This window comes from Nostoc sp. FACHB-280 (genome assembly GCF_014697615.1).
Taxonomy (GTDB): domain Bacteria; phylum Cyanobacteriota; class Cyanobacteriia; order Cyanobacteriales; family Nostocaceae; genus Nostoc_B.
In genome coordinates this window covers 1-21,495 of the sequence record NZ_JACJSD010000058.1, presented here as the reverse complement: position 1 = coordinate 21,495, position 21,495 = coordinate 1, and the positions used below count along the sequence as shown (strand labels likewise).

Here is a 21,495-nt window from a genome sequence, read left to right as displayed (position 1 = left end):
TTTATCAGTTCAATCTTCTATAAGAAGGATATTTATATGTTATTTATTTTACTGATTTAATAGTCTATTTTGCGGTTATTAATCAAGCATAATTTTCTACATTAAAAATTTTCCGTATTTTTATTTACCAAATTATGCTGAAATTCACACAATCTTCAGAAAGAAAAACTTAGAAAACTCTGATGAAGGAGCTAAAGTTTTGTTAAGATGCAATTGCTAGTAATTTTTCAACGGGAATTATAGTCAGCGTGTTGAAAAATAAGTACCACTAGCCCCATAGAGTTCAAAGGTGATGCAATGACCACCTATATTTTTTTTGATGATGCCCTGCGGATGCTTACTAACGCCTATTTGTTATCAGCTGTCCTGCTAATCGCAGCTTCTGGTATAGGGTTAGCAGTGATAGAAACAATTGAAAAAACAGGAGAACGCTAATTTAGAGTCTGAAGGTGTACTACTTGCCGAAAACCATGAAGTGCAAGTAGGTGTTCGCCGTCAAGAAATCCTGGGAACACTAAATTATGAAAGTCTCACAGCGTTGCAGAATTACCTCCAAATTCAAAACATCCAGGTAGCTGTACGCTACTGAGACCCAAATCCAGGAGCAACACACATGAATTTAGTAGACACAATTCTGGGCAAAGAAAACCAAGTCCCAGAAAGATTGACATCAGCAGAAGCTTTTGCTGCTATTGCTTTGGTCGCAGTTACTTCAGATGCTGTGCTTTCAGAACAGCAAGTGCGTAGTATTTGTTCGGTCTTGTCACGGCTCAAGCTTTTTAGCAGTTATTCCGAAGACCTTATCAAAAAACTGTTAGAAAAAAACTTAAATATTCTGCGCGGCGATGGTTTTAATGCTTTATTTAATGCAGCTAAAGAATCTTTATCAGCAGAATTGCGAGAAGTAGCTTTTGCTGTAGCTGCTGATTTGGTAATGGCTGAAACCGTAGTTACGGAAGAAGAAAAAAATTTTTTAAGTGACTTGTATCAGGCTTTGGATATTCCACGCGATAGCGCGATTAAAATCTTGCAAGTTTTAATGGTGAAAAATCAAAGCGAATGAGTTTCAAGTAGTCTAACGCAACTAAAATATTGTGGAATTTTCTCTAACTTTATTCGGTTTGAGATGGATTTGGCTGCTTGAAATTTAATCTGCTGAATGTACATTCCATGTAATATCTGATTAATTCAGTGATGATTGGGTAAATCTGTACAGAAAAACAAAACTCTTTCTCTCGCTGCTCGCTGCGGTCTTGATGCCATTGCCTAGTATAATTTAAATTCAAGTTTTGGTGTATGGTTATATATGAGTTTATAGTTATATAACTCATGTAAATACTACGGTATACCGATGGGCAATAGTGGCTTATTACCATAAAGTTGGGTATACTGTGTTTAAAAGTTAATTATTAAGTTTTTTGTCATGGCAATCCTATTACTAGAAGATGGTACAGTCGAGAGTGATTTCAGCGAGATAGTGCGTGAACTTGAGCCTATTGGTGTTTATCTCAAGCACTATGACCCTGGAACATCGCTACTGTTTACGGATTTTTTAGAACAGGATGTTTTGACAGCGTTAGAGAAGCAATACATTGTTGAGTTACATAACAGTGTGTTTGAGTTTCTGCAACAAGAAAATGGTTCGCTCTGGTGTGACTTGCTGAATGTACATCCAGGTGTGCCGAATCTTCAGATGTTGATTGATACTTATAGTCGTTATCATACTCATACTGCGGCTGAACCCCTGTATGTCTTAGCAGGAGAAATGATTTTTGGCTTTGTCACACCAGATGGTAGCCAAGTCCAGTTGTTAGTGCAGTCTCAAGACTATATTTCTATCCCCGCAGGTGTGGAGCATTGGTGTAGTTTGACAGCATCTTTAAATTTTAAAGCTGTGCGCTATTTCACCTCAGCCGAGGGTTGGCTTCCCAATTACACAGGTACGCAGTTAAGTGATGCACGTCAGCAGCCGTAATTTATCGTAATATCATTCATAGTTAAAAAGATGCGATCGCAATTTTTGAAATACCTATGGCTGTTAAAGTTGGAGACATTGCTCCTGATTTCACCTTACCTGCTCAAAATGGTACAACAGTTAGCTTGAATGACTACCGTGGTCAAAAAGCTGTTGTACTATACTTTTATCCCAAAGACGATACACCTGGATGCACAGCTGAATCTTGTGCTTTCCGCGACCAATATGAAGTGTTTAAAGATGCTGGCGCGGAAGTGATTGGTGTGAGTGGTGATTCCAGCGAATCTCACCAGCGATTTGCAGCGAAATATAATTTACCGTTTATTCTTTTGAGTGACAAAGGCGACCAAGTACGTAAGCAATATGGTGCGACGGCGGCTTTTGGTTTATTTCCTGGTCGTGTCACCTATGTGATTGATCAGCAGGGAGTTGTGCAGTATGTGTTTGATTCAATGCTGAACTTTCAAGGGCATGTTACAGAAGCATTGAAGACTTTGCAAACTCTCAGTAAGTGAGTGCTGAGTGATGAGTGCTGTACACTTCGACTTCGCTCAGTGTACGGCGCAGTCGAAGTGTACAGCACTATGGCAAATACCCGCCCACAAGGGGCGGTCTTTTAACTCAGCACTATTTATTTAACAGAGTGTGATTTCTCCTGCATAACGATGTTGTTGTGGGAAACCTTACCGTTACCGTTTTTACCGTTGGTATGGCCGTTATTGTTGCGGGGTTGAATGACACCGTAGCCGCCGTGGTTACGTTCGTAAATAACGTTAATTTCTCCGGTTTCGGCGTTACGGAACATATAAAAGTCGTGTCCCACGAGTTGTAATTGTTCCAATGCTTCAGCGAGAGTCATTGGTGGCATGGAAAAATATTTTGTACGGACGACTTCGCTGGGTAATTCGGGAGTGCGATCGCCGATTAAATCTGGTATTACTGGTTCTGGGACAACTACTTCAGTTGTAGGTTGACTTTGAGTTTTCTTGTCTTGTCGCCTTTCTTTATATTTGCGTAATTGACGCGCTATTTTATCTGCTACTAAATCTATGCTGGCGTATAAGTTTTCGCTGCTTTCCTCGGCACGGATGACACTTCCATTGGCATAGATAGTGACTTCGGCTGCTTGTTTCGGGTTAATTCGGGGATTGCGAGCTACGCTTAGGTGGACATCCACTTCATTTGTAATGTTCTGAAAGTGATTAACCGCTTTTTCTATCTTTTGATGCACGTAATCCCTAATTGCTTCGGTGATTTCAATATTTTTGCCGTGGATGACAAGCTTCATGTAAACTCTCCCGCTCTATATGTGATGTGTGATGTGAGTTTGTTTTGTGTGAAAGTAAGCTGCGGTAAGGTCTATGACTGTTGCCAAAACAAGTTTTTTAGTTTGATATACTGCTGAGTTGGCTCTAAATTTATTGCTTTCAATTTTCACGCGTTCCCTTGTATTGATATCCTCGGTGGATGTCTGCGCTTGTATCTTAAATTCTTAGAGTCATCAGCCAGTTCATTCTTTCCCCTTATTTTGGCTTGATGCTTATTGCAGAGAATTCCTCCTAAGACCGTTGCGGTTATTTATATATTCAAACTAGCACTTTGTATTTTCTATAGCAGGTTCCCTTGACGTTCCTTTAAAATCCTTTGCATAGCTTGACAATTGTTGTGTGCAACTATCAAAGTTGCAATATATTTCATTATTCTTCCAGTTGATTTTTGGCATGATTCGTAGTAATAGACCGCCAGATAACCGTTGTTTGTTATATGACAAAAAATTAATGTCTTACACCGATGCCCACGCATGGCAGCGATCGCTTCTGGCGGAACGCATTCAAGACCCCAGCCTGGATGATGTTTTAATCTTGCTAGAACACCCACCTGTCTACACTTTGGGACAAGGTGCAACACCAGAATTTCTCAAGTTTGACCTTGATCACAGCGATTTTGAAGTTCACAGAGTTGAGCGTGGTGGCGAAGTGACTTATCATTGTCCTGGTCAATTGGTGGGGTATCCAATTTTAAATTTGCAACGCCATCGTAAAGATTTGCATTGGTACTTGCGTCAACTAGAAGAAGTGATTATTCGGGTGTTAGCAATTTATGGTTTGGAGGGCGATCGCATTCCCGATTTTACTGGTGTATGGTTAGAAAATCGCAAAGTTGCAGCGATCGGCATTAAAGTCAGCCGTTGGATTACCATGCACGGTTTTGCTTTAAACGTTTGTCCTGATATGACAGGCTTTCAACATATTGTCCCTTGCGGTATTGCAGATAAACCAGTCGCCAGTCTAGCAGAGTGGATTCCTGACATTACCTGCGAACAAGTGCGTCCTCATGTTGTGCAATGTTTTGCAGATGTATTTGGTCTTGATGTGATTGAGTTTACCTAAATAATTGCAATTTAATAATTTTTTCCTGGGATCAGTTGATTTTGTTTGAAATACTACTTAGTAGCTAAGTGAAAGACTGGTTGTTAAATGATCAGGGTGTAAGGGTGCAGAAGAATTTAAATTTTGGATTGATCACAAATCTAATGTTGAAGACATATATCCCAAATCATCACTGATTAACCGAACACGAACTTACCTATTGCCTACTGCTATGGCAATCCTAAATGATTTACAAACATCTCTCTCCCTTGTCTACCCTATCTTCCTTGTCTCCCTTGTCTTTGTTGTTCACATATCAACCAACTAGGGCTGCTAGATATCTAAACCACGTTAAAATATGTTGGTTTACTAATCAGGCGACAAATTCAGTACAAAACTCAACTCAAATCTTGCGTGTGAAATCCCTCATTAATTTTCAAATGTACGCACCTGCATTAAATTCCTTAAGACAGCGCGACTGGAAAGCGTTGCTAGAACTGTTTGACAGAGAAGACTGTGACGAAATTGAAGCTGATATCAACCAAAATCTGCACTTAATGACACCTGAACCTTGTTGGGAAGATGATCCCTTTGATTTCTTGCGAGAATTTTTGTAGAGTTATTAGTCATTAGTCATTGGTCATTTGTGTTAATTTTTCGCACTCAGGCGGCTAAGGAAGGTACGTAGGCGATCGCTTTTTGGATTTGTGATCACTTCGTAGGCTGGGCCTTGTTCTGCTACTATGCCTTGATCCATAAATATCACCCGATGGGCAACTTCCCTGGCAAATTGCATTTCATGGGTGACGACTACCATTGTCATTCCTTCGGCGGCTAATTGTTGCATTACTTGTAATACTTCACCCACAAGTTCAGGATCTAAGGCGCTAGTAGGTTCATCAAATAGCATAATGTGGGGATTCATACATAAGCTACGGGCGATCGCAACTCTTTGCTTTTGTCCGCCAGATAATTGTTCGGGATAAGCTGAGGCTTTATCAAATAAACCAACTTTTTCTAAATATAAACCTGCAAGTTGGGCGCTTTCTTTGGCGGTTTTTCCTAAAACTTTACGCGGCGCAAGTGTCAGATTTTCCAACACACTGAGATGGGGAAATAAATTGAATTGTTGAAAAACCATCCCGACTTGGGTTCGCAGTTGGCGCAGTTGTTGACTGTTGAAATTAGATTGCGATAACTCAATTCCATTCACTACCAAGGAACCGTGATCAATACGTTCCAAGCGGTTGAAGCATCGCAGTAAGGTACTTTTACCACAACCAGAAGTACCAATTACTGCCACAACTTCCCCTTGCTGTATTTCCCCTGTGATTCCTTTAAGAACCTTGAGGGAACCAAAGTTTTTTTCAATATTTTCAAAAAAAATAATAGGGTGATAATTTTTCACTATTCCCTGTTTCCTGACCGAAGAGTATGTTCACATATTCTGTTACATCATATATATAAGATTACTTCCAGATATGGTAGTATGCGGAGGAATAAAATTGAAAGTTTATAAAAAATAATACAATTCGTCAATTGACTAGATTTGAGTGATTAGGATTTTCTAGAGCATTTTTGAGCAGCGATCGCTATGTATAAAATATTAGCTAAACAAAGCTTTTTCGGAAAATCATTGGTCAATACAATCGGATTAGTTTGCTTGAGTGGGACTTTGCTTTACTCGCATGGTGAAACTAAAGCTGCTAGTATTGTGCCTGCTTATCAAGATATTCTGCAAATTAATAATATTAGCGGTAATTTTTTTGACAATAAACCTAGTCGAATTACTCAATTGGCTTTTGGCCCAGATCAGCGACTTTATGCCAGCACAACAAACACAGGGGTGTTGAGTTTTGCCTATAACAAAAAAACAGGATTACTGAGCGATCGCCAAACTGCTACAAATATTAGTGGTTTGGGAATTGGTTTTGATGGCAATACAATGTACCTGAGTGCCAATAACAGACTTGTGCGGCTTAATGATAGCAACAATAATGGTTTATGGGGTGAAACTGGAGAAACTAATGTCAATATTGTTGAGGGCATTCCTTTAGGAGATCATTCTGCCAATCAAATTCAAATTCGTAATCACACGCTTTATTTAGGAATTGGCACTCGCACTATTGATGGACGTAATCGGCTTTTTGGTCAAGATACTTTTGGCGAGACTTCTTACGGCGGTACAATTTCCTGGATTCAAGATTTGACAAGGGTTTCTGACCTACATAATGCGGCGCAGTTACAAAATGAAACTGGTCAACTATTACAAGACACAGATTTTTTTACTGCCAGCAATCCTTATTCTTCCACAGCAATAGATAAATTAATTGTTCATTCTTCTGGGGCAAGAAATCCATTTGGTTTGGCTTTGGATAGGGATGGTAACTTATGGTTTACTAATAACTATGGTCGAGCCGATTCTAATGGAGATGGGACAAGCACTCCCCATCCCCAAGATGCACTTGATGCAGATTTCAGCAATGATGTTCACGACCAGTTATTCAAGGCTGTACCTAAAGCTGACTATGGGTATGCTAACGACAACTGGCGCAACAATCCTGACGCACTAGCATCAGGTTTTTTTGATGCAAATAATCTTGTCAGATCAACAACATTTGATAATCTTTACACAAATTCCTATACACTCCATGATCCACAAAACCCTGATGGTCTGGGGCCTTCTTCCTCGGCTGATGGCATTGCTTTTTACTTAGGCAATTCCTTACCATCCCAGTTTCAAGATAAAGCTTTTATTGCGCGATGGAACCGCGGCCCCATCACCGAAACTGATAGAGAAAATTCACTTAGTTATGGTGATATTGTTCTCGTTGATCCTGAAACAGGTGAAGTTACTCAAATTGCTGATGGCTTTAGAAATCCTTTAGCTATCCTGGCGGACTCTCAGGGAATTTTGATTGCTGATTATAACGGTGGAATCCAACGAATTTCTGCTAAGGGGGTGAATCAGCCTGTTCCAGAATCCCCATTTGGCGCAAGTCTATTGTTGTTGATTTTAGCTATGGGTTGGATATTCAAGCAAAAGTCGAATCAAACCAACAACTATTTTTAAATATCATTAATTACTATGGGATCTAAAATTTATTAAGTTTTGCCAAGCTATATAATTCTTGTCCAGTGCTGAAGATTTTTTACAAACCGCAAACAGAAGTTGATGCGGGGGCGCACAGAAGCAAAGGGGCATAAATAATATGGCTAGATTACATTTCAGACGCTGGTTATTAGTAGTTAGTTTGAGTTGCATCTTACTAAGTGGCTGTAGTTTCAACTCTGACGCTGGCAAAACTCTGCGGGTAGCTACAGAACCAGCCTTTCCGCCGTTTGAGTTTAAAGGCGCAAATGGGGAATTGCAAGGTTTTTCTTATGATTTGATGAATGCGATCGCCTCTGCTGCTAATTTTAAAGTAAGCTTTCAAAGCATCCCTTTCGATGGCATTATCCCCGCAGTCCAAGCCAAAACCATCGATGCGGCGATTAGTTCCATCACCATTACCGAGGAACGCGCCAAGACAGTTGATTTTTCCCGTCCTTATTTTAAGGCGGGATTAGCGATCGCAGTCCGCGATAATAATCAAGATATTACTAATTTAGATAGTCTCAAGAATAAAAAACTTGCCGTCCAAATTGGCACAACTGGCGCAGAAAAAGCCAAAAGTATTCCCGGTGTGCAGATTCGCAGTTTTGATTCTGCACCTTTAGCCTTGCAAGAATTAGTTAATGGGAATGTGGATGCAGTAATTAACGATGCACCTGTAACTTTATATGCCATTAATACTGGTAACTTGCAAGGGATTAAAGTTATTCAACAATTACTTACAGAAGAATATTACGGAATTGTCACAGCTAAAAACTCACCTAATTTAACACTGATTAATGATGGTTTAGATAGAATCCTCAAAAATGGCTCATATTCACAAATATATAAAAAATGGTTTAAAGCTGAACCACCTTCATTACCTAATACATCTCCCTTTGCTAATCAAAATAACGGGAGTCAAGCTAACTTTTTTACATCCTTAAATATAATTTTGCAAGCTTTGCCCATACTATTACAAGGTGCATTCTTCACTATCCAGATAACAATTATTTCGGTAATTTTAGGCTTAGGCGGTGGTTCTTTAATTGGCATTATCCGCCTTTCGCAAATTAAACCTGTGCGTTGGTTAGCAAGAGCCTATATAGATTTTTTTCGCGGCACACCTTTGTTAGTACAAATTTTTATGATTTACTTTGGTATACCAGCACTGGTGCAACAACTTGGTTTTACCTTTAGCTTTAATCCCTTTGTGGCTGGTGTAATTGCTTTAAGTTTAAACAGTGCCGCCTATATTGCCGAAATTGTCCGCGCCGGGATTCAATCAATTGAATCAGGACAAACTGAAGCTGCACAATCACTTGGTTTAAGTGCAACCGAAACAATGCGCTATGTAATTTTTCCCCAAGCTTTCCGGCGAATGATTCCACCTTTGGGTAACGAATTTATTAGCTTATTAAAAGATACCAGCTTAGTTGCAGTTATTGGTTTTGAAGAACTATTTCGCAAAGGACAGCTAATTGTGGCTAGTAACTATCGCGCCTTTGAAATTTACGCCGCTATAGCGATAGTTTATTTATGTTTAACGCTGCTTTCTTCTCAAGTATTTAGCAAGTTAGAAGTGTGGATGAATCCAGTTAGACAACAGAGGAAGTAGGATATTGAAGAAGAATTCAGGAGTCATATAGCGTTTATCTATCTAAGACTATGAATTATTGCCCGAAACATCAGAAACTTTTATCTACCTTGCAATGATCCGTATTATGCTGAAGCGACTGGCTTAATTTTTGACTCCCTAAAACTTTTCAAACATCCTCTAAGGTTCTCTATGGATGAGGTAGCGTTGGTGATGAAAGCTAATTTGGCGTAGACGCAAAGCGGCTTGTCGTAGACATCGCATTGGCGTATAGCCATCTGGTATAAACAAGGTTACAGTGCAGAAAAAATTGCCGATGAGATTAGTCACCTAACTTTAGCGCAGGTTTATGCAGCTTTAGCTTATTATCATGCTAACCGCGATGAAATTGATGCCGATATTGCAGCAGAATCAGCCGAGGCTGAGAGATTAGAGACACTACACAAAGCTCAAAAGCATTCATGAGCCAGATTCGATTGTACATGGATGAAGATTCTACCGCACGCTCTTTAGTTCTGGCTCTACAAAATCGTGGTGTAGAAGTAATTACAAGTTTACGTGTAAATAGACTTGGTTATTCTGATGAAGAACAACTGAAATGGGCAACAGAACAAAATCTAGTTTTATATAGTTCTAATATTAGAGATTTCTACCGTTTGCACGGTGCTTTTTTGAGCAAAGAACAATCTCTACAGGAATGATTTTAGGTTGCCAGTGTCAGGTATTAGATTTATGAAATGCTGATTATTGCTTGTGCAGAGAGCGTGCAATAAATCTTGGTAAATATCTGACAGGCATAGATATTACACTTTACAAGTCTCGATGCGAGAAAAAAGACCCCAAATCAAGTCTAAGACCCTGAGACGCTGAAAAAGCCCGGAGAAAACTTCCTTTGAACGTTTCACTCGACAATGCAGTGTCGGTTTCTTGCAAAAAACCGCCAGCAAAACTCAGTGCTAAGAACCTCCCCCACGCCGCCCCAAACAAGGGTAGGTGTCCAAGAGGAGCAGATATATCACAAGTAATCTTACTATAATCTAAGAAGAAGAGGTTTTCTGTTTTCCATCCTACAAGCTCACGAAATTTCTCCCAGGCTTCTTTGTAATACATACCGTCTGCTTTACCGCCTACGCTCAAGTAAATTTCCTTTTGAATGCTGAAGCCAAAGCGTCCTTGGCTGTATTTGACCCATAGACGGTCAATTGTGCGGAGGTCAGTACGGGGAAAGTTTAATAATTCTTTATCCCTAATGCAGTCATTTTTCTTACGTCCTACCGCTTGCAGCATTACCCGATAGGTTTCTTCATCAGCGTCTTTCCAGTTCCCTGCTGCAAGTAAGTCGCGTAGCTTGGTGTAGTCTACGCCTTTTTCTGAACTGAGGTCATCTTTGTTTGTAGGCGGTTCAGGCTTAGTATCTTTTGTAACTTCTTGCTCTACTTCTCGCTTGCTCTGAGGTTTTGGGGATGGGATAACTTGCGCCTCAATCTGTGCAATATCCTCATCTCTAAGTTGTAAAAGTTGCTGAAAACGCTTTAATTCTGCTCGTGTATGCTGAGTCAGAGTTCCTTCATCCTGTATCGCTTCAGCTAATGCTTCTTCGTATTCCCTGAGATTTGCTTGATATTTGCGGTAAGGTTCCAAAACTTCGTTTTCAATTTGGGCTGCTACCTCAGCTGACAAACTCAGTTCACTTTGGCGACGTTTTAAAATGCGACGACTCACAGATGGAATCTTACCCTCTCTTACACTTCGCTCTACTTCCTTACGGTACTCCAATTGCGGATCGCCTACAGGAGCTTTCGCTAACTTTATTCTAAAGCCTTCTCTCACAGCATAAATTTCTGGTTTCATTGCTGGGGCTGCTTCTTGCACCTTTTTACGGGCATATTCATGCAGTTCATCTACAGAAATTATGCCATCGTTATCAGTGTCAGCCGCACCTTTCTCAATCCCTTCGACAATGTAGCGAGTGTAAATTGATAAATCTTCTCCTTCTTGTTCAAAAGAATATTGAGTAGAGGTAGAAGAAGTTAGTACCGCCCGTCCTTCTCCTCCCAGTTGATTCTTGATATCTACGCTTTTATCGTCTTTCGCCTTCATTCCTTCAGCAAAAGCGCCGCTAAAACAACAGTCAAGAATAATTACCTGTCGCCGGGAACGGCTTTTTTCCATCATTCCATGTATCAGACTGGCAGCAGTGGCGGTAGTTTGAATGAGTTCACCCGATTGATGCTTGCTGGTTTCACTAGTTGCTAAATATAATTTGCCACTGTCATCTTTAATTCCGTGTCCAGAGAAATAAAACAGCACTAAATCATCTTTTTGACGACTAGAAAATAAAGTTTCAATTGCTTTTTCCATTACCTGGCGTGGGGGATTTTCCAGCACTGTAATATCAGGATCGGAAAAAGCCCCCATTTCTGAGTGCTGTAAGACTCGCTGCATTGCTTTGACATCTTGCACAGCCCCAGGTAAAGCATCTAACCCTGGTTGGTACTCACTAACCCCAATCAGCAATGCAAATTTGGCCATTTTAACTGTCTACTTTTGACTTACAAAGTTTTCTACTGCTTGAACTTCTGCTCCCAATTTTGACAGATTAGTAGCTTTTACCTTGATTTTCTTAACGTTTATTCCCGATATTTTGGTCTAGCTACATAAAAAATCAGGTGAGCATTGCTCACCTGATTTTTCAATTTCATATAACTCAGAATTGCTTACGCCAAGTGTTGCTGGACTTTGGCGACTAATTCATTTGTCCAATGTTGGGCAAGTTCGGCATCAGCGGCTTCCACCATGACTCTGATGACTGGTTCTGTACCGGAGGCGCGGACTAAGATTCTACCACTATCACCCATTGCGGTTTCGGCGAGTGCGATCGCATCTTGAACAGGTTGACAATCTTTCCACCCCAAACGGCGATCGCGGTCTACAACTCTGACATTCTTTAATAATTGGGGATAAGTTTGGAAGCTTTGTTCGACTAATTCACCTAAAGAAACACCGGTTTGTTTGACTAAGTTGGCTATGTGCAAGGCGGTTAATAAACCATCGCCAGTCAAGCCATAGTGTCTACACAAAATATGACCAGATTGTTCGCCGCCTAGCATTCCCCCAGTCCGCAGCATTTCGGCTTGCACATATTGATCACCAACGGCGGTACGAATCAATTTACCACCTTGTTGTTGCCAAGCACGTTCAAACCCTAAGTTAGCCATGACGGTGGAAACTATCAAGTTATCGGGGAGTTTTTGCTGTTGTTGCAAGTGACGACCCCACAAATAAAGGATATAGTCGCCATTAACTTGTCTACCTGTATTATCTACAGCTAACACGCGATCTGCATCACCATCAAAGGCAAAACCGATATCAGCGTGATGTTCTTTGACTGCGGCTTGCAGAATATCCAGGTGAGTGGAACCACAATCAACGTTGATGCGATCGCCATCTGCGACATTATGTAAGCAGATAACTTCTGCGCCCATTTCCCTAAATACTTGTGGCGCTAAACCCACGGCTGCACCCCAAGCCAAGTCTAAAACAATCTTCATTCCTTGCAGATTTCCCTCACTCTGCAATGGTTGTTTTAAAGCTTGGCTGTAATCACTCACTAACTGCTGCCGAGAATAATGTCTACCACAACTCATCCCGCCTGTAACTGGTAATTTACCACGCAATCCGGCTTCAATTTCTGCTTGTAATGCTTGTGGTAACTTCCCACCATCGGCACCAAAAACTTTAATTCCATTGTCTTCGGGTGGGTTGTGACTAGCAGAAATCATCACACCGCCGATCGCTTCACTCATACTGGTAAGATAGGAAACGCAAGGAGTAGGACATAAGCCCAAATACCAAACTTCGATACCTGCTGCTGTTAACCCCGCACTCAAAGCCATTGCCAACATATCGCTAGAGTTGCGCGAATCTTGTCCCAGAATTACTGGTCTTGTTTCACCTGCATAATTACGTAAAACTACACCTGTCCAGAAACCTATTTGTAAAGCTAAAGGTGCATTCAGTAATTCTCCTACCTTGCCCCGAATCCCATCTGTACCGAACAGGGGAGTCGCTGGTAGTGATATCAAACTAAACGCCGAATTCTTGTTCAGTTCTGTTTCTCCATGATTAGATTCTGCAACAGCAAGACTTTGGATGTTGCCTTGAGTTCGAGTTATTGATGACACCATAATATTTAAACACCCCACACCATAACACTGGAAAATTTTACTTTGTTCTTTAATTCAAAAAGTTTAAAGAGAGGCTAGAGGCTAGAGGTTACAGGTTAGTATTTTTACTCATAACTCATTACTCAGCACTCAGCACTCCAAACTCAGCACTTTTATCTGTACTATATACTTGTTTTTCTTTTTAGAAATCTATTACTGCTTGACTGAATTAAGTGAAAATCTCTAAAATTTTTCTGAGCTTTGTAAAGTTTTTATACAAAAACTCTAGCGATCGCCATTCCTGATTATAGATTTTCACCTTGATCATGAATAGAGTAGTTACTATTTTGCAGTCTGATGCAGCTTTACAAAAGTATACACTCCGTTTGCTTAAAAATTTTTAATATAAATTCTCATCAAATAGTTTTAATGTAACTTTTTAATGACCTTTCTTAGCCGTTCGTAAATCGGAACCTCGGTACATCCTTTTTAAAGGTGAGAAATTTTAATATGAGCAGCAATTTAGCCAGCAAGTTACGTGTCGGCACGAAAAAAGCCCATACGATGGCAGAAAATGTGGGTTTTGTCAAGTGCTTTTTAAAAGGAGTGGTAGAAAAAAGTTCCTACCGAAAATTAGTGGCTAACTTTTACTTCGTCTACTCGGCAATGGAAGAGGAGATGGAAAAGCATCGCCAACATCCCATCGTTTCTAAAATTGATTTTGCCCAACTGCACCGCAAGCGGACTTTAGAGCAAGACTTAAGCTACTATTACGGTGCTAACTGGCGCGAGCAAATCAAACTATCGCCAGCTGGTGAAGCTTATGTACAACGCATCCGCGAAGTTTCCGCAACCGAACCAGAATTATTAATTGCTCATTCTTACACCCGTTACTTGGGTGACTTATCCGGGGGACAAATTCTCAAGAACATTGCCGTAACAGCGATGAATTTGAGTGATGGTCAAGGAACCGCCTTTTATGAGTTTGCGGAAATTCCTGATGAGAAGGGATTTAAAGCTAAGTATCGCCAAACATTAGACGAACTACCCATTGATGATGCCACAGGCGATCGCATCGTGGATGAAGCGAATGCAGCCTTCGGAATGAACATGAAGATGTTCCAAGAATTAGAAGGCAACTTAATCAAAGCGATCGGTATGATGTTGTATAACAGCCTCACCCGTCGCCGGACACGCGGTAGCACTGAACTAGCTACGGCTGAGTAAATTAGAGAGGCTAGAGGCTAGTATTTTCCTCAGCACTCAAGACTCAGTAATCAAATTAAAAATAGGGACAATGTTCCTATGATTGCTTTCTTGATGAAAGTAACCACAGGGAGATTGTCCCTAAATTTTTTAGCCTGCGTTCGGCTTTGCCTTTGCCGATAGGATAGTCAGGCTTTGTTTGTACAGCACCAGACTGGAACTCTGAGGGGTTTATTGATAATTACCCGAAAAGCCGATGACAGTATAATCGCAATTGCTGTTAAATCTGGCTCAAAACTATGAAAATTTATCGGGAAGATTTAGATTGGGCGGTTTCCCAAGGCTTAATTACAGCAGAACAAGCCCATGCGTTGTGGAATGCGCTTTCCGTGCGTCACAGTGAACGCCCACAATTTAATTTTGTCAATGTTAGTTATTACTTTGGGGCGTTAATTGTCATCTCAGCTATGACATGGTTCATGACATTAGCATGGGAATCATTTGGTGGCGTGGGAATTTTTTTGTTAGCCAGCATTTATGCCTTATGCTTTGTACTTGCAGGAAGCAATCTTTGGTGGCGACAACAGATGAAAATTCCTGGAGGTTTGTTATTTACCATTGCAGTTTCCTTGACTCCTTTGGCAATTTACGGACTGCAACGTGCAACAGGATTTTGGCTTCAAGACAACCCCGGTACATATCAAGATTTTTATACTTGGATTAAAGGCAGTTGGTTTTTGATGGAGTTAGGAACTATCATCGCAGGTTTAATTGCCATCAAGTTTGTGCGGTTTCCCTTTTTAATCGCTCCCGTCGCCTTTTCCCTATATTTTATGTCTATGGATATCGCACCATTATTATTTGGGGAAAAAAACTACAATTGGCAGCTAAGGCTATCTGTTTCTGTATGGTTTGGTATTGCTTGTATTGTGATTGCTTATCTAGTAGATATCCGCACTCGTAGACGCGATGGAGATTATGCTTTTTGGCTATATTTGTTTGGGTTACTTGCCTTTTGGTGGGGTCTAACTTTAATGGGCGACAGTAATGAATTGCAAAAATTCATCTATTGTTTGATAAATTTAGGGTTAATGTTGCTGTCGGTGTTGTTAAAACGAAAAGTATTTATTGTGTTTGGGGGAATGGGTGTTTTTGGTTATTTAGGACACCTTGCTTATAGCATCTTTAAAGATGCCATCTTATTTCCCTTTGCGTTAACAGTTTTGGGAATATTTATTATCTATTTAGGAACTTTATATCAACGCAATAATAGGAGGATTGAAGTCTTTCTAGAGCGTTTATTACCAGACAATGTGAGACGCTTTTTACCCAGAGAGTAATAATTTTTTGCCAAGACAGCAAGCCCTACGTAAGTACCCAGAATTGAGTGATACGGAACACCGAGGTTTTTTGTTCAGGACTTCAGCACAAAGATTGTCTTTTATTCAGAGTTGTAATTCGATAAAATTACCAAGCTGAAGTAGTGGGAACAGCGAATGGACAGATGAACATTAATTAGTACAGGTCGGCGTAAATAAACAGACCATAAGGAAGTGCTAGAAGGCTCGTAGTATCACTGTTCTTTCTTTTTCCTTTTGACCTTTTACTTTTACCTTGTTGTACTAGCCATTCCCTATTCCCTCTTCCTCATTTCCCTTGAAGTAAAAACATGGCTACCAAAATCCCCGTTACAGTAATTACAGGCTTCTTAGGTAGTGGTAAAACCAGCCTAATTCGCCACCTCTTACAAAATAACCAAGGTCGTCGCATTGCCGTATTAGTCAACGAATTTGGCGAATTGGGTATTGATGGCGAATTATTGAAATCCTGTCAAATCTGCCCCGAAGATGAAACTGGCGGGAGTAATATTTTTGAATTAACCAATGGCTGCTTGTGCTGCACAGTGCAGGAAGAGTTTTATCCCACAATGCAAGAGTTAATCAAGCGGCGGGACAACATTGACTGCATTGTGATTGAAACATCTGGGTTAGCTTTACCAAAACCACTGGTTAAAGCCTTTCGTTGGCAAGAAATTCGCAATGCTGCAACCGTAGATGCGGTAATTACTGTAGTAGACTGTGCAGCCGTCGCTGCTGGGACATTTGCCAGTGATTTAGATGCGATCGCCGCCCAACGCCAAGCAGATGATAGTTTAGAGCATGAGACACCCTTGCAAGAGTTATTTGAAGACCAACTCGCCTGTGCAGACTTAGTGGTGTTGAGTAAAACTGACTTAGTAGATACCGAAACTAAAGCACAAGTAGAGCAATTAGTCAAACAAGAATTGCCCAGAGTGGTGAAAATGGTCGAGAGCGATCGAGGTCAAATCGATCCAGCCGTATTATTAGGATTACAAGCCGCCGTCGAAGATAACTTAGATAGCCGTCCCAGCCATCACGATAGCGAAGAAGACCACGACCACGACGACGAAATCACATCAACACACGTCATTTTAGACCGCGCCTTCGACCCAGAAAAACTCCAACAACAGTTACAAAAACTGGTAGATAAACAAGAAATTTACCGCATCAAAGGCTTTGTCTCAGTTCCCAATAAACCCATGCGCCTAGTCTTGCAAGGCGTAGGCAACCGCTTTGAAAAATTTTACGACCGTCCTTGGCAAGCAACAGAAACAAGACAAACTCGTTTAGTCTTTATCGGTCGTGATTTGAACTCCACAGAAATAGAATCGCAACTTGTAGAAGAAGGCAGGAGGCAGGAGGCAGAAGGCAGAAGAAAGTAAATTTTTAATAACAGCTTTATATGCAAATACGGTTCATTAAAGGTTAAAAATAACCTTTAAGCCAGAATACTTTCATTCATTTATTAGTTCTTCACCTCTTTTTTTATGACAATCTCCCAATTGTTTGACATTTCTAATTTATTCGTTTTACCCTTTTGGGCATTAATAATTCTCCTGCCCAATTGGAAAGTTACAAAGCGAATTATGGAATCATATATTCCATTTGTGCCTTTAGCTGGAGCATATTTGTACTTATTTATTACCAGCATTACCCCAGAAAATGCCCAGGCTTTATCTAATCCCCAATTAGCGGATATAGCGCGATTTTTTGCCGATGAAAAAGCTGCTGCTACAGGTTGGATTCATTTTTTAGTAATGGATTTGTTTGTTGGCAGATTTATATATTGGGAAGGTCAAAAAACTGGAGTTTGGACAATTCATTCCCTGATACTTTGTTTATTTGCTGGGCCGATGGGAGTGTTATCTCATATCATCACAACTTGGATTACCAAAGCAATTTCTCCTAAATTACCAGAAAATCAAGCAGCTACTTTATCAGAACCAACTGCATCATCTTCTAGTAATTAGAATAGAACTCCTGAAAAACACAGGGTATAAGGGTTGTTGATACATACACCCCTACACCCTGTATCTATAAACAATATTTGTGCGTAATTCTACATACAGCGTTTTTCATCCCAATGAAGTACATTCATCTAGTCTCTAGCCTCTATCACCTATCAACTTGTACAACACTCAACCGAAAAACGAGATATTCACCGTTTCACAATTACTAAAGTTCCTGGTTTTGTCCAGTTGTACAATTTCCGCGCTTGCTTGACTGGCAAATTCACGCAACCGTGGCTGACGGGAGTACCAAAACGGTTATGCCAATAAGCACCATGAATTGCATAACCTTCATAAAAATACATGGTGTAAGGAACATCAGGAATGTCGTAACCTCTACCCCGCATTCTGTTAGTGCGATGTTTCGACTGAATGTGAAATCTACCAATAGGTGTAGGGGTGGCTCGTTTGCCAGTAGATACAGGGAAGGAATAAACCAGCTTTTGACCATCCCAGGCACGTAAACGCTGCTGAGATAAATCAATTTCAATACGGCGAGGTTGAGATAGTTGCCGACTGTCAGATATTTGGATGTTGTTATTGAGTGAGGCGGCGGCTGCTATCACAGAATTGGGATCAGCCGTTGTTGGTAGCGCCGATGAGAAAAAAGTTGCCAACAGCAGCGCCACACCTGTACAAAAATTTCCTGAGCGACGAATTCCAACATTACTAGTTTGGGTTCGCATTCTGCATCACCTTCTAACAACGCAAAAAATATTTTTGTAGTTTTGATAAACACTACAAATTGCCAAAACAATTCCTAGTTGTTTATGCGATATCTACAAGGATGATCTGCCAATACAACAACACTAGTATCAGGCGAGACTAATACAGTAGCTACGTACCAAGGTTGGATCTTACTGCTAGGTCTTAAGGCGTAAGAATGCGAGGATTTTGATCACTTGTATCCATACATTTCTATACCTTTGTGCCTAGAAGATATTAGACCTCTTGCTACTGAATTTCTCTCAACTGAGTTGGAGTATTGACAGTGATTTATTTCACTTTGTGAGTTTGAAAACGTGCAAACTACTGAATATTTGCACTTGTAATTTTTCCCAGGACTTACGCAAACAGAGATAACCTGACTAGAGCAATCTAGTTTCTATTTCTAACTTCAAGTTAAGTGAGAGAAATTCCGGAGTGTGACTATGGTAATGTCTTGAATCTATAGCAGAAGCCAGGAGGCAGAAGGCAGGAGGCAGGAGGCAGGAGGCTGAAGGCTGAAGGGAAATTCTTAACTATGCGTGGCATTCAAGCTTTCAAATTGTCCTAACATCTCTGACTACCTCTCCCTTGTCCCCCTTGTCCCCCTTGTCCCCCTTATCTCCCTCATCCCTGATTCGTGAAACTTAACATTTGCAAGAACTCTCGGTAAAATACATAAGCCTTATCCTTTTTCCTCACAATCATGGGCAATACTTTTGGGCATCTGTTTCGCATTACTACTTTTGGTGAATCCCACGGCGGCGGTGTGGGAGTTGTCATTGATGGTTGTCCTCCGCAACTGGAAATCACAGCAGCAGAAATTCAGTTTGAGTTAGACAGGCGGCGGCCAGGACAAAGTAAGATTACTACGCCGCGCAAAGAAGCAGACACCTGTGAGATATTGTCTGGGGTGTTTGAAGGGAAAACTCTAGGGACACCGATCGCTATTTTAGTGCGGAATAAAGACACGCGATCGCAAGACTATGATGAGATGGCGGTGAAATATCGTCCTTCCCATGCAGATGCAACCTATGATGCTAAATACGGAATTCGGAATTGGCAAGGCGGCGGTAGGTCTTCGGCGCGGGAGACAATTGGTAGAGTCGCCGCAGGTGCGATCGCTAAAAAAATTCTCCGACAAGTTGCTAATCTAGAAGTGATTGGTTATGTCAAACGCATCAAAGATTTAGAAGGCATTGTTGACCCTAATACCGTCACCTTAGAACAAGTAGAAAGCAACATTGTTCGCTGTCCTGATGCAGAATGCGCCAATCGGATGATTGAGTTAATCGAGCAAACTGGCAGACAAGGTGATTCTATTGGTGGTGTGGTAGAATGTGTTGCCCGCAACGTGCCGAAAGGTTTAGGCGAACCAGTATTTGATAAGTTAGAAGCTGATATTGCAAAAGCTGTGATGTCACTTCCAGCCAGTAAAGGTTTTGAAATTGGTTCTGGTTTTGCTGGGACACTGTTAACTGGAATTGAACATAACGACGAATTTTATATTGATGAGAATGGTGAAATTCGGACTGTAACTAACCGTTCTGGTGGTATTCAAGGTGGTATTTCCAACGGCGAAAATATCATTTTACGAGTTGCTTTTAAACCCACCGCCACTATTAGAAAAGAACAAAAAACCGTGACTAATGAAGGTGAAGAAACCGTATTAGCCGGCAAAGGCAGACATGATCCTTGTGTATTACCCCGTGCTGTACCAATGGTAGAAGCAATGGTGGCGCTGGTGCTATGTGACCATTTATTGCGAAATCACGGACAGTGTAAGGTGTTGTAATCAAGACTTTGATATATGCGGTAAATACTTATAATTGCTGGGCGGATATTTTACTCGCCCTTTTTTTGTAGTGTTGTTATAGTAGCGAATAACACCTTTAATTAAGTGCGATCGCATCTACTATCAACATGGCTCAACAGTCTCAACATAGCTTACAACACTTTAATTTCCTGAAGTTAAAATATAAAGCAAGTAATTTTCAAGATTCATCACTCTCTAGTCTACTGTACCTGATACTAAGGAAAGTTGAATTAGCGATTAAAATTAGCGATTTAGAATTTGATTGGTTACAAGAAAATCAGCTACTTGAAACAATTGAAATTATTCAGATTCAGCAATATAGCCTTGGAGAAGCAAAACGATTAGAAGCTGAGTTTTCTCATTTAAAAAGTAAATATAAAGTTGCTAAACCGGGGGAATATTCTGTAGATAGTTTTTTATATTTTATACTTTTGAAGCTAGAATCTGGAAATCAGTTGAATAATTCTGAATTAGATTTATTGCAAGAGAATAATTTAAATCAAACAGTAGCAATTGTTAAAGATATCAGTAACTTTCTAGATTTGAAGAAAAAATATCAAGCCACCAAATCTCAAGATTCATACCCTGATAGCCGACTTTATAAAATCCTCCAGAAAATAGACACAGCAGCAAGTTTAAGTGATTCTGAATACGAATGGCTGTTAAATGATGAGCTTTTTGACACTATTGAAATATATGAACATCAAGAATCTGCAAAACAGGCAGAATTTAACAAACTCAAAGTTAAATATCAAGTAAATAAACAAATAGACACAAATCTAACTAGTAAATTATATCAAATTCTAAAAAAAATTGATGCAGATACAAAACTAAATTATGAAGAAGTTTACTGGTTAGAGAAACAAGGACTGACAGAAACTATTTGCATTGCAGAGCGAATTGAAAAAGAACGAGAATTTGCTACGTTAAAAGTAAAGTACAAAGCTACTCAATATCAAGAGATATCAACTAATAGCTATCTATATTTGTTACTAAAACGACTAGAAACAGAAAATTATGTAAGTGAAGATGATTTTAGTTTTTTAAAGCAATTTAAATTACTAGAAACCCAGAAATGTTGAATCATGACATAAAACTTTACATAAATAATTACACGGATTCTAAAAAGCCGAAAAATGTCAACATAACATCATCTCTTCAAACCAATGAACATAACTGATTTTCTGACACATACAA

The 21,495-nt window shown here is 40.1% G+C and carries 23 protein-coding genes; 17 read left to right on the top strand and 6 right to left on the bottom strand.

Features of this window, described 5'->3' with window-relative positions:
- The first annotated feature begins 297 nt into the window (after positions 1 to 297).
- The 5 genes from H6G75_RS28565 to H6G75_RS28545 all read left to right on the top strand — a co-directional run bounded on the left by H6G75_RS28565 (position 298) and on the right by H6G75_RS28545 (position 2,490).
- A complete protein-coding gene (locus H6G75_RS28565) occupies positions 298 to 435 on the top strand; it encodes a hypothetical protein (RefSeq protein ID WP_062294792.1) in 138 nt (45 codons plus the stop codon).
- Positions 413 to 589: a hypothetical protein gene (locus H6G75_RS28560; protein ID WP_190983271.1), complete on the top strand. Its 177-nt coding sequence runs from the start codon at positions 413 to 415 to the stop codon at positions 587 to 589. The genes H6G75_RS28565 and H6G75_RS28560 overlap by 23 nt, the downstream gene beginning before the upstream one ends.
- Positions 590 to 613: 24 nt before the next feature.
- Entirely contained in the window at positions 614 to 1,063 is a 450-nt protein-coding gene (locus tag H6G75_RS28555; RefSeq protein ID WP_190983270.1) for a tellurite resistance TerB family protein, read from the top strand.
- A 360-nt stretch (positions 1,064 to 1,423) separates the two neighbouring features.
- Complete coding sequence (locus H6G75_RS28550; RefSeq protein WP_190983269.1) at positions 1,424 to 1,975, top strand: acireductone dioxygenase; 552 nt, start codon at positions 1,424 to 1,426, stop codon at positions 1,973 to 1,975.
- Positions 1,976 to 2,031: 56 nt separating this feature from the next.
- Positions 2,032 to 2,490, top strand: a complete 459-nt coding sequence (locus tag H6G75_RS28545) for a peroxiredoxin (RefSeq protein ID WP_190983268.1) — start codon at positions 2,032 to 2,034, stop codon at positions 2,488 to 2,490.
- A 116-nt stretch (positions 2,491 to 2,606) separates the two neighbouring features.
- Here the strand turns inward: H6G75_RS28545 and hpf are convergent, their stop codons facing one another.
- Positions 2,607 to 3,263 carry a ribosome hibernation-promoting factor, HPF/YfiA family gene (gene hpf, locus H6G75_RS28540; RefSeq protein ID WP_190983267.1) on the bottom strand — a complete coding sequence of 219 codons (657 nt, stop codon included), beginning with the start codon at positions 3,261 to 3,263 and terminating at the stop codon, positions 2,607 to 2,609.
- Positions 3,264 to 3,696: 433 nt separating this feature from the next.
- Here hpf and lipB point away from each other — a divergent pair, with 433 nt between their 5' ends.
- A complete protein-coding gene (gene lipB / locus H6G75_RS28535) occupies positions 3,697 to 4,365 on the top strand; it encodes a lipoyl(octanoyl) transferase LipB (RefSeq protein ID WP_190983294.1) in 669 nt (222 codons plus the stop codon).
- Between the two features lie 224 nt (positions 4,366 to 4,589).
- Positions 4,590 to 4,961 carry a hypothetical protein gene (locus H6G75_RS32805; RefSeq protein WP_206757381.1) on the top strand — a complete coding sequence of 124 codons (372 nt, stop codon included), beginning with the start codon at positions 4,590 to 4,592 and terminating at the stop codon, positions 4,959 to 4,961.
- 32 nt (positions 4,962 to 4,993) lie between these two features.
- Here H6G75_RS32805 and H6G75_RS28525 read toward each other — a convergent pair whose 3' ends face one another.
- Positions 4,994 to 5,734, bottom strand: coding sequence for an ATP-binding cassette domain-containing protein (locus H6G75_RS28525; RefSeq protein WP_190983293.1), 741 nt, complete (start codon positions 5,732 to 5,734; stop codon positions 4,994 to 4,996).
- 204 nt (positions 5,735 to 5,938) lie between these two features.
- On the opposite strand from H6G75_RS28525, the gene H6G75_RS28520 reads away from it, so the two are divergent.
- Both H6G75_RS28520 and H6G75_RS28515 read left to right on the top strand, forming a co-directional pair.
- Positions 5,939 to 7,417 carry a sorbosone dehydrogenase family protein gene (locus tag H6G75_RS28520; protein ID WP_190983266.1) on the top strand — a complete coding sequence of 493 codons (1,479 nt, stop codon included), beginning with the start codon at positions 5,939 to 5,941 and terminating at the stop codon, positions 7,415 to 7,417.
- Positions 7,418 to 7,556: 139 nt separating this feature from the next.
- On the top strand, positions 7,557 to 9,056 hold the full coding sequence (locus tag H6G75_RS28515) for an ABC transporter permease subunit (protein WP_190983265.1): 1,500 nt from the start codon (positions 7,557 to 7,559) through the stop codon (positions 9,054 to 9,056).
- 159 nt (positions 9,057 to 9,215) lie between these two features.
- Here H6G75_RS28515 and H6G75_RS28510 read toward each other — a convergent pair whose 3' ends face one another.
- Positions 9,216 to 9,365 carry a hypothetical protein gene (locus tag H6G75_RS28510; RefSeq protein ID WP_190983264.1) on the bottom strand — a complete coding sequence of 50 codons (150 nt, stop codon included), beginning with the start codon at positions 9,363 to 9,365 and terminating at the stop codon, positions 9,216 to 9,218.
- Here H6G75_RS28510 and H6G75_RS33980 point away from each other — a divergent pair.
- Together H6G75_RS33980 and H6G75_RS28500 are read left to right on the top strand one after the other, a co-directional pair.
- Positions 9,306 to 9,500, top strand: coding sequence for a DUF433 domain-containing protein (locus H6G75_RS33980; RefSeq protein ID WP_190983292.1), 195 nt, complete (start codon positions 9,306 to 9,308; stop codon positions 9,498 to 9,500). The two genes, H6G75_RS28510 and H6G75_RS33980, sit on opposite strands and share 60 nt — an antisense overlap.
- The gene (locus H6G75_RS28500) at positions 9,497 to 9,736 is read left to right on the top strand and encodes a DUF5615 family PIN-like protein (protein ID WP_190983263.1); all 240 of its coding nucleotides are present in this window, start codon (positions 9,497 to 9,499) and stop codon (positions 9,734 to 9,736) included. Before H6G75_RS33980 ends, H6G75_RS28500 begins: the two co-directional genes overlap by 4 nt.
- A gap of 109 nt (positions 9,737 to 9,845) precedes the next feature.
- On the opposite strand, the gene H6G75_RS33835 is transcribed toward H6G75_RS28500, so the two are convergent.
- Both H6G75_RS33835 and glmM read right to left on the bottom strand, forming a co-directional pair.
- Positions 9,846 to 11,567 carry a caspase, EACC1-associated type gene (locus H6G75_RS33835; RefSeq protein ID WP_313934919.1) on the bottom strand — a complete coding sequence of 574 codons (1,722 nt, stop codon included), beginning with the start codon at positions 11,565 to 11,567 and terminating at the stop codon, positions 9,846 to 9,848.
- 185 nt (positions 11,568 to 11,752) lie between these two features.
- Positions 11,753 to 13,222 (bottom strand): phosphoglucosamine mutase, encoded by a 1,470-nt coding sequence (glmM, locus tag H6G75_RS28490; RefSeq protein ID WP_190983262.1) that lies wholly within the window; start codon positions 13,220 to 13,222, stop codon positions 11,753 to 11,755.
- Positions 13,223 to 13,711: 489 nt separating this feature from the next.
- Here glmM and H6G75_RS28485 point away from each other — a divergent pair, with 489 nt between their 5' ends.
- The 4 genes from H6G75_RS28485 to H6G75_RS28470 all read left to right on the top strand — a co-directional run bounded on the left by H6G75_RS28485 (position 13,712) and on the right by H6G75_RS28470 (position 17,738).
- On the top strand, positions 13,712 to 14,428 hold the full coding sequence (locus tag H6G75_RS28485; protein WP_190983261.1) for a heme oxygenase (biliverdin-producing): 717 nt from the start codon (positions 13,712 to 13,714) through the stop codon (positions 14,426 to 14,428).
- A 278-nt stretch (positions 14,429 to 14,706) separates the two neighbouring features.
- On the top strand, positions 14,707 to 15,747 hold the full coding sequence (locus tag H6G75_RS28480) for a DUF2157 domain-containing protein (protein WP_190983260.1): 1,041 nt from the start codon (positions 14,707 to 14,709) through the stop codon (positions 15,745 to 15,747).
- A gap of 329 nt (positions 15,748 to 16,076) precedes the next feature.
- Complete coding sequence (gene cobW / locus H6G75_RS28475; RefSeq protein WP_190983259.1) at positions 16,077 to 17,150, top strand: cobalamin biosynthesis protein CobW; 1,074 nt, start codon at positions 16,077 to 16,079, stop codon at positions 17,148 to 17,150.
- Positions 17,151 to 17,255: 105 nt separating this feature from the next.
- The gene (locus H6G75_RS28470; RefSeq protein WP_190983258.1) at positions 17,256 to 17,738 is read left to right on the top strand and encodes an ABA4-like family protein; all 483 of its coding nucleotides are present in this window, start codon (positions 17,256 to 17,258) and stop codon (positions 17,736 to 17,738) included.
- A 188-nt stretch (positions 17,739 to 17,926) separates the two neighbouring features.
- Here the strand turns inward: H6G75_RS28470 and H6G75_RS28465 are convergent, their stop codons facing one another.
- On the bottom strand, positions 17,927 to 18,463 hold the full coding sequence (locus tag H6G75_RS28465) for a L,D-transpeptidase (protein WP_190983257.1): 537 nt from the start codon (positions 18,461 to 18,463) through the stop codon (positions 17,927 to 17,929).
- A 725-nt stretch (positions 18,464 to 19,188) separates the two neighbouring features.
- On the opposite strand from H6G75_RS28465, the gene aroC reads away from it, so the two are divergent.
- The gene (gene aroC / locus H6G75_RS28460) at positions 19,189 to 20,277 is read left to right on the top strand and encodes a chorismate synthase (protein WP_190592528.1); all 1,089 of its coding nucleotides are present in this window, start codon (positions 19,189 to 19,191) and stop codon (positions 20,275 to 20,277) included.
- Between the two features lie 128 nt (positions 20,278 to 20,405).
- Positions 20,406 to 21,380, top strand: coding sequence for a hypothetical protein (locus H6G75_RS28455; RefSeq protein ID WP_190983256.1), 975 nt, complete (start codon positions 20,406 to 20,408; stop codon positions 21,378 to 21,380).
- Positions 21,381 to 21,495: the final 115 nt, after the last annotated feature.

Excerpts from the sequence above, each read along its gene's own strand:
- H6G75_RS28485 (WP_190983261.1), top strand. The coding sequence starts at position 13,712 with ATGAGCAGCAATTTAGCCAGCAAGTTACGTGTCGGCACGAAAAAAGCC.
- glmM (WP_190983262.1), bottom strand. The coding sequence starts at position 13,222 with ATGGTGTCATCAATAACTCGAACTCAAGGCAACATCCAAAGTCTTGCT.
- aroC (WP_190592528.1), top strand. The coding sequence starts at position 19,189 with ATGGGCAATACTTTTGGGCATCTGTTTCGCATTACTACTTTTGGTGAA.
- H6G75_RS28550 (WP_190983269.1), top strand. The coding sequence starts at position 1,424 with ATGGCAATCCTATTACTAGAAGATGGTACAGTCGAGAGTGATTTCAGC.
- lipB (WP_190983294.1), top strand. The coding sequence starts at position 3,697 with ATGATTCGTAGTAATAGACCGCCAGATAACCGTTGTTTGTTATATGAC.
- cobW (WP_190983259.1), top strand. The coding sequence starts at position 16,077 with ATGGCTACCAAAATCCCCGTTACAGTAATTACAGGCTTCTTAGGTAGT.
- H6G75_RS28555 (WP_190983270.1), top strand. The coding sequence starts at position 614 with ATGAATTTAGTAGACACAATTCTGGGCAAAGAAAACCAAGTCCCAGAA.
- H6G75_RS28520 (WP_190983266.1), top strand. The coding sequence starts at position 5,939 with ATGTATAAAATATTAGCTAAACAAAGCTTTTTCGGAAAATCATTGGTC.
- H6G75_RS28470 (WP_190983258.1), top strand. The coding sequence starts at position 17,256 with ATGACAATCTCCCAATTGTTTGACATTTCTAATTTATTCGTTTTACCC.
- H6G75_RS28545 (WP_190983268.1), top strand. The coding sequence starts at position 2,032 with ATGGCTGTTAAAGTTGGAGACATTGCTCCTGATTTCACCTTACCTGCT.
- H6G75_RS28480 (WP_190983260.1), top strand. The coding sequence starts at position 14,707 with ATGAAAATTTATCGGGAAGATTTAGATTGGGCGGTTTCCCAAGGCTTA.
- H6G75_RS32805 (WP_206757381.1), top strand. The coding sequence starts at position 4,590 with ATGATTTACAAACATCTCTCTCCCTTGTCTACCCTATCTTCCTTGTCT.
- H6G75_RS28515 (WP_190983265.1), top strand. The coding sequence starts at position 7,557 with ATGGCTAGATTACATTTCAGACGCTGGTTATTAGTAGTTAGTTTGAGT.
- H6G75_RS28455 (WP_190983256.1), top strand. The coding sequence starts at position 20,406 with ATGGCTCAACAGTCTCAACATAGCTTACAACACTTTAATTTCCTGAAG.
- H6G75_RS33835 (WP_313934919.1), bottom strand. The coding sequence starts at position 11,567 with ATGGCCAAATTTGCATTGCTGATTGGGGTTAGTGAGTACCAACCAGGG.
- hpf (WP_190983267.1), bottom strand. The coding sequence starts at position 3,263 with ATGAAGCTTGTCATCCACGGCAAAAATATTGAAATCACCGAAGCAATT.
- H6G75_RS28565 (WP_062294792.1), top strand. The coding sequence starts at position 298 with ATGACCACCTATATTTTTTTTGATGATGCCCTGCGGATGCTTACTAAC.
- H6G75_RS28500 (WP_190983263.1), top strand. The coding sequence starts at position 9,497 with ATGAGCCAGATTCGATTGTACATGGATGAAGATTCTACCGCACGCTCT.
- H6G75_RS28465 (WP_190983257.1), bottom strand. The coding sequence starts at position 18,463 with ATGCGAACCCAAACTAGTAATGTTGGAATTCGTCGCTCAGGAAATTTT.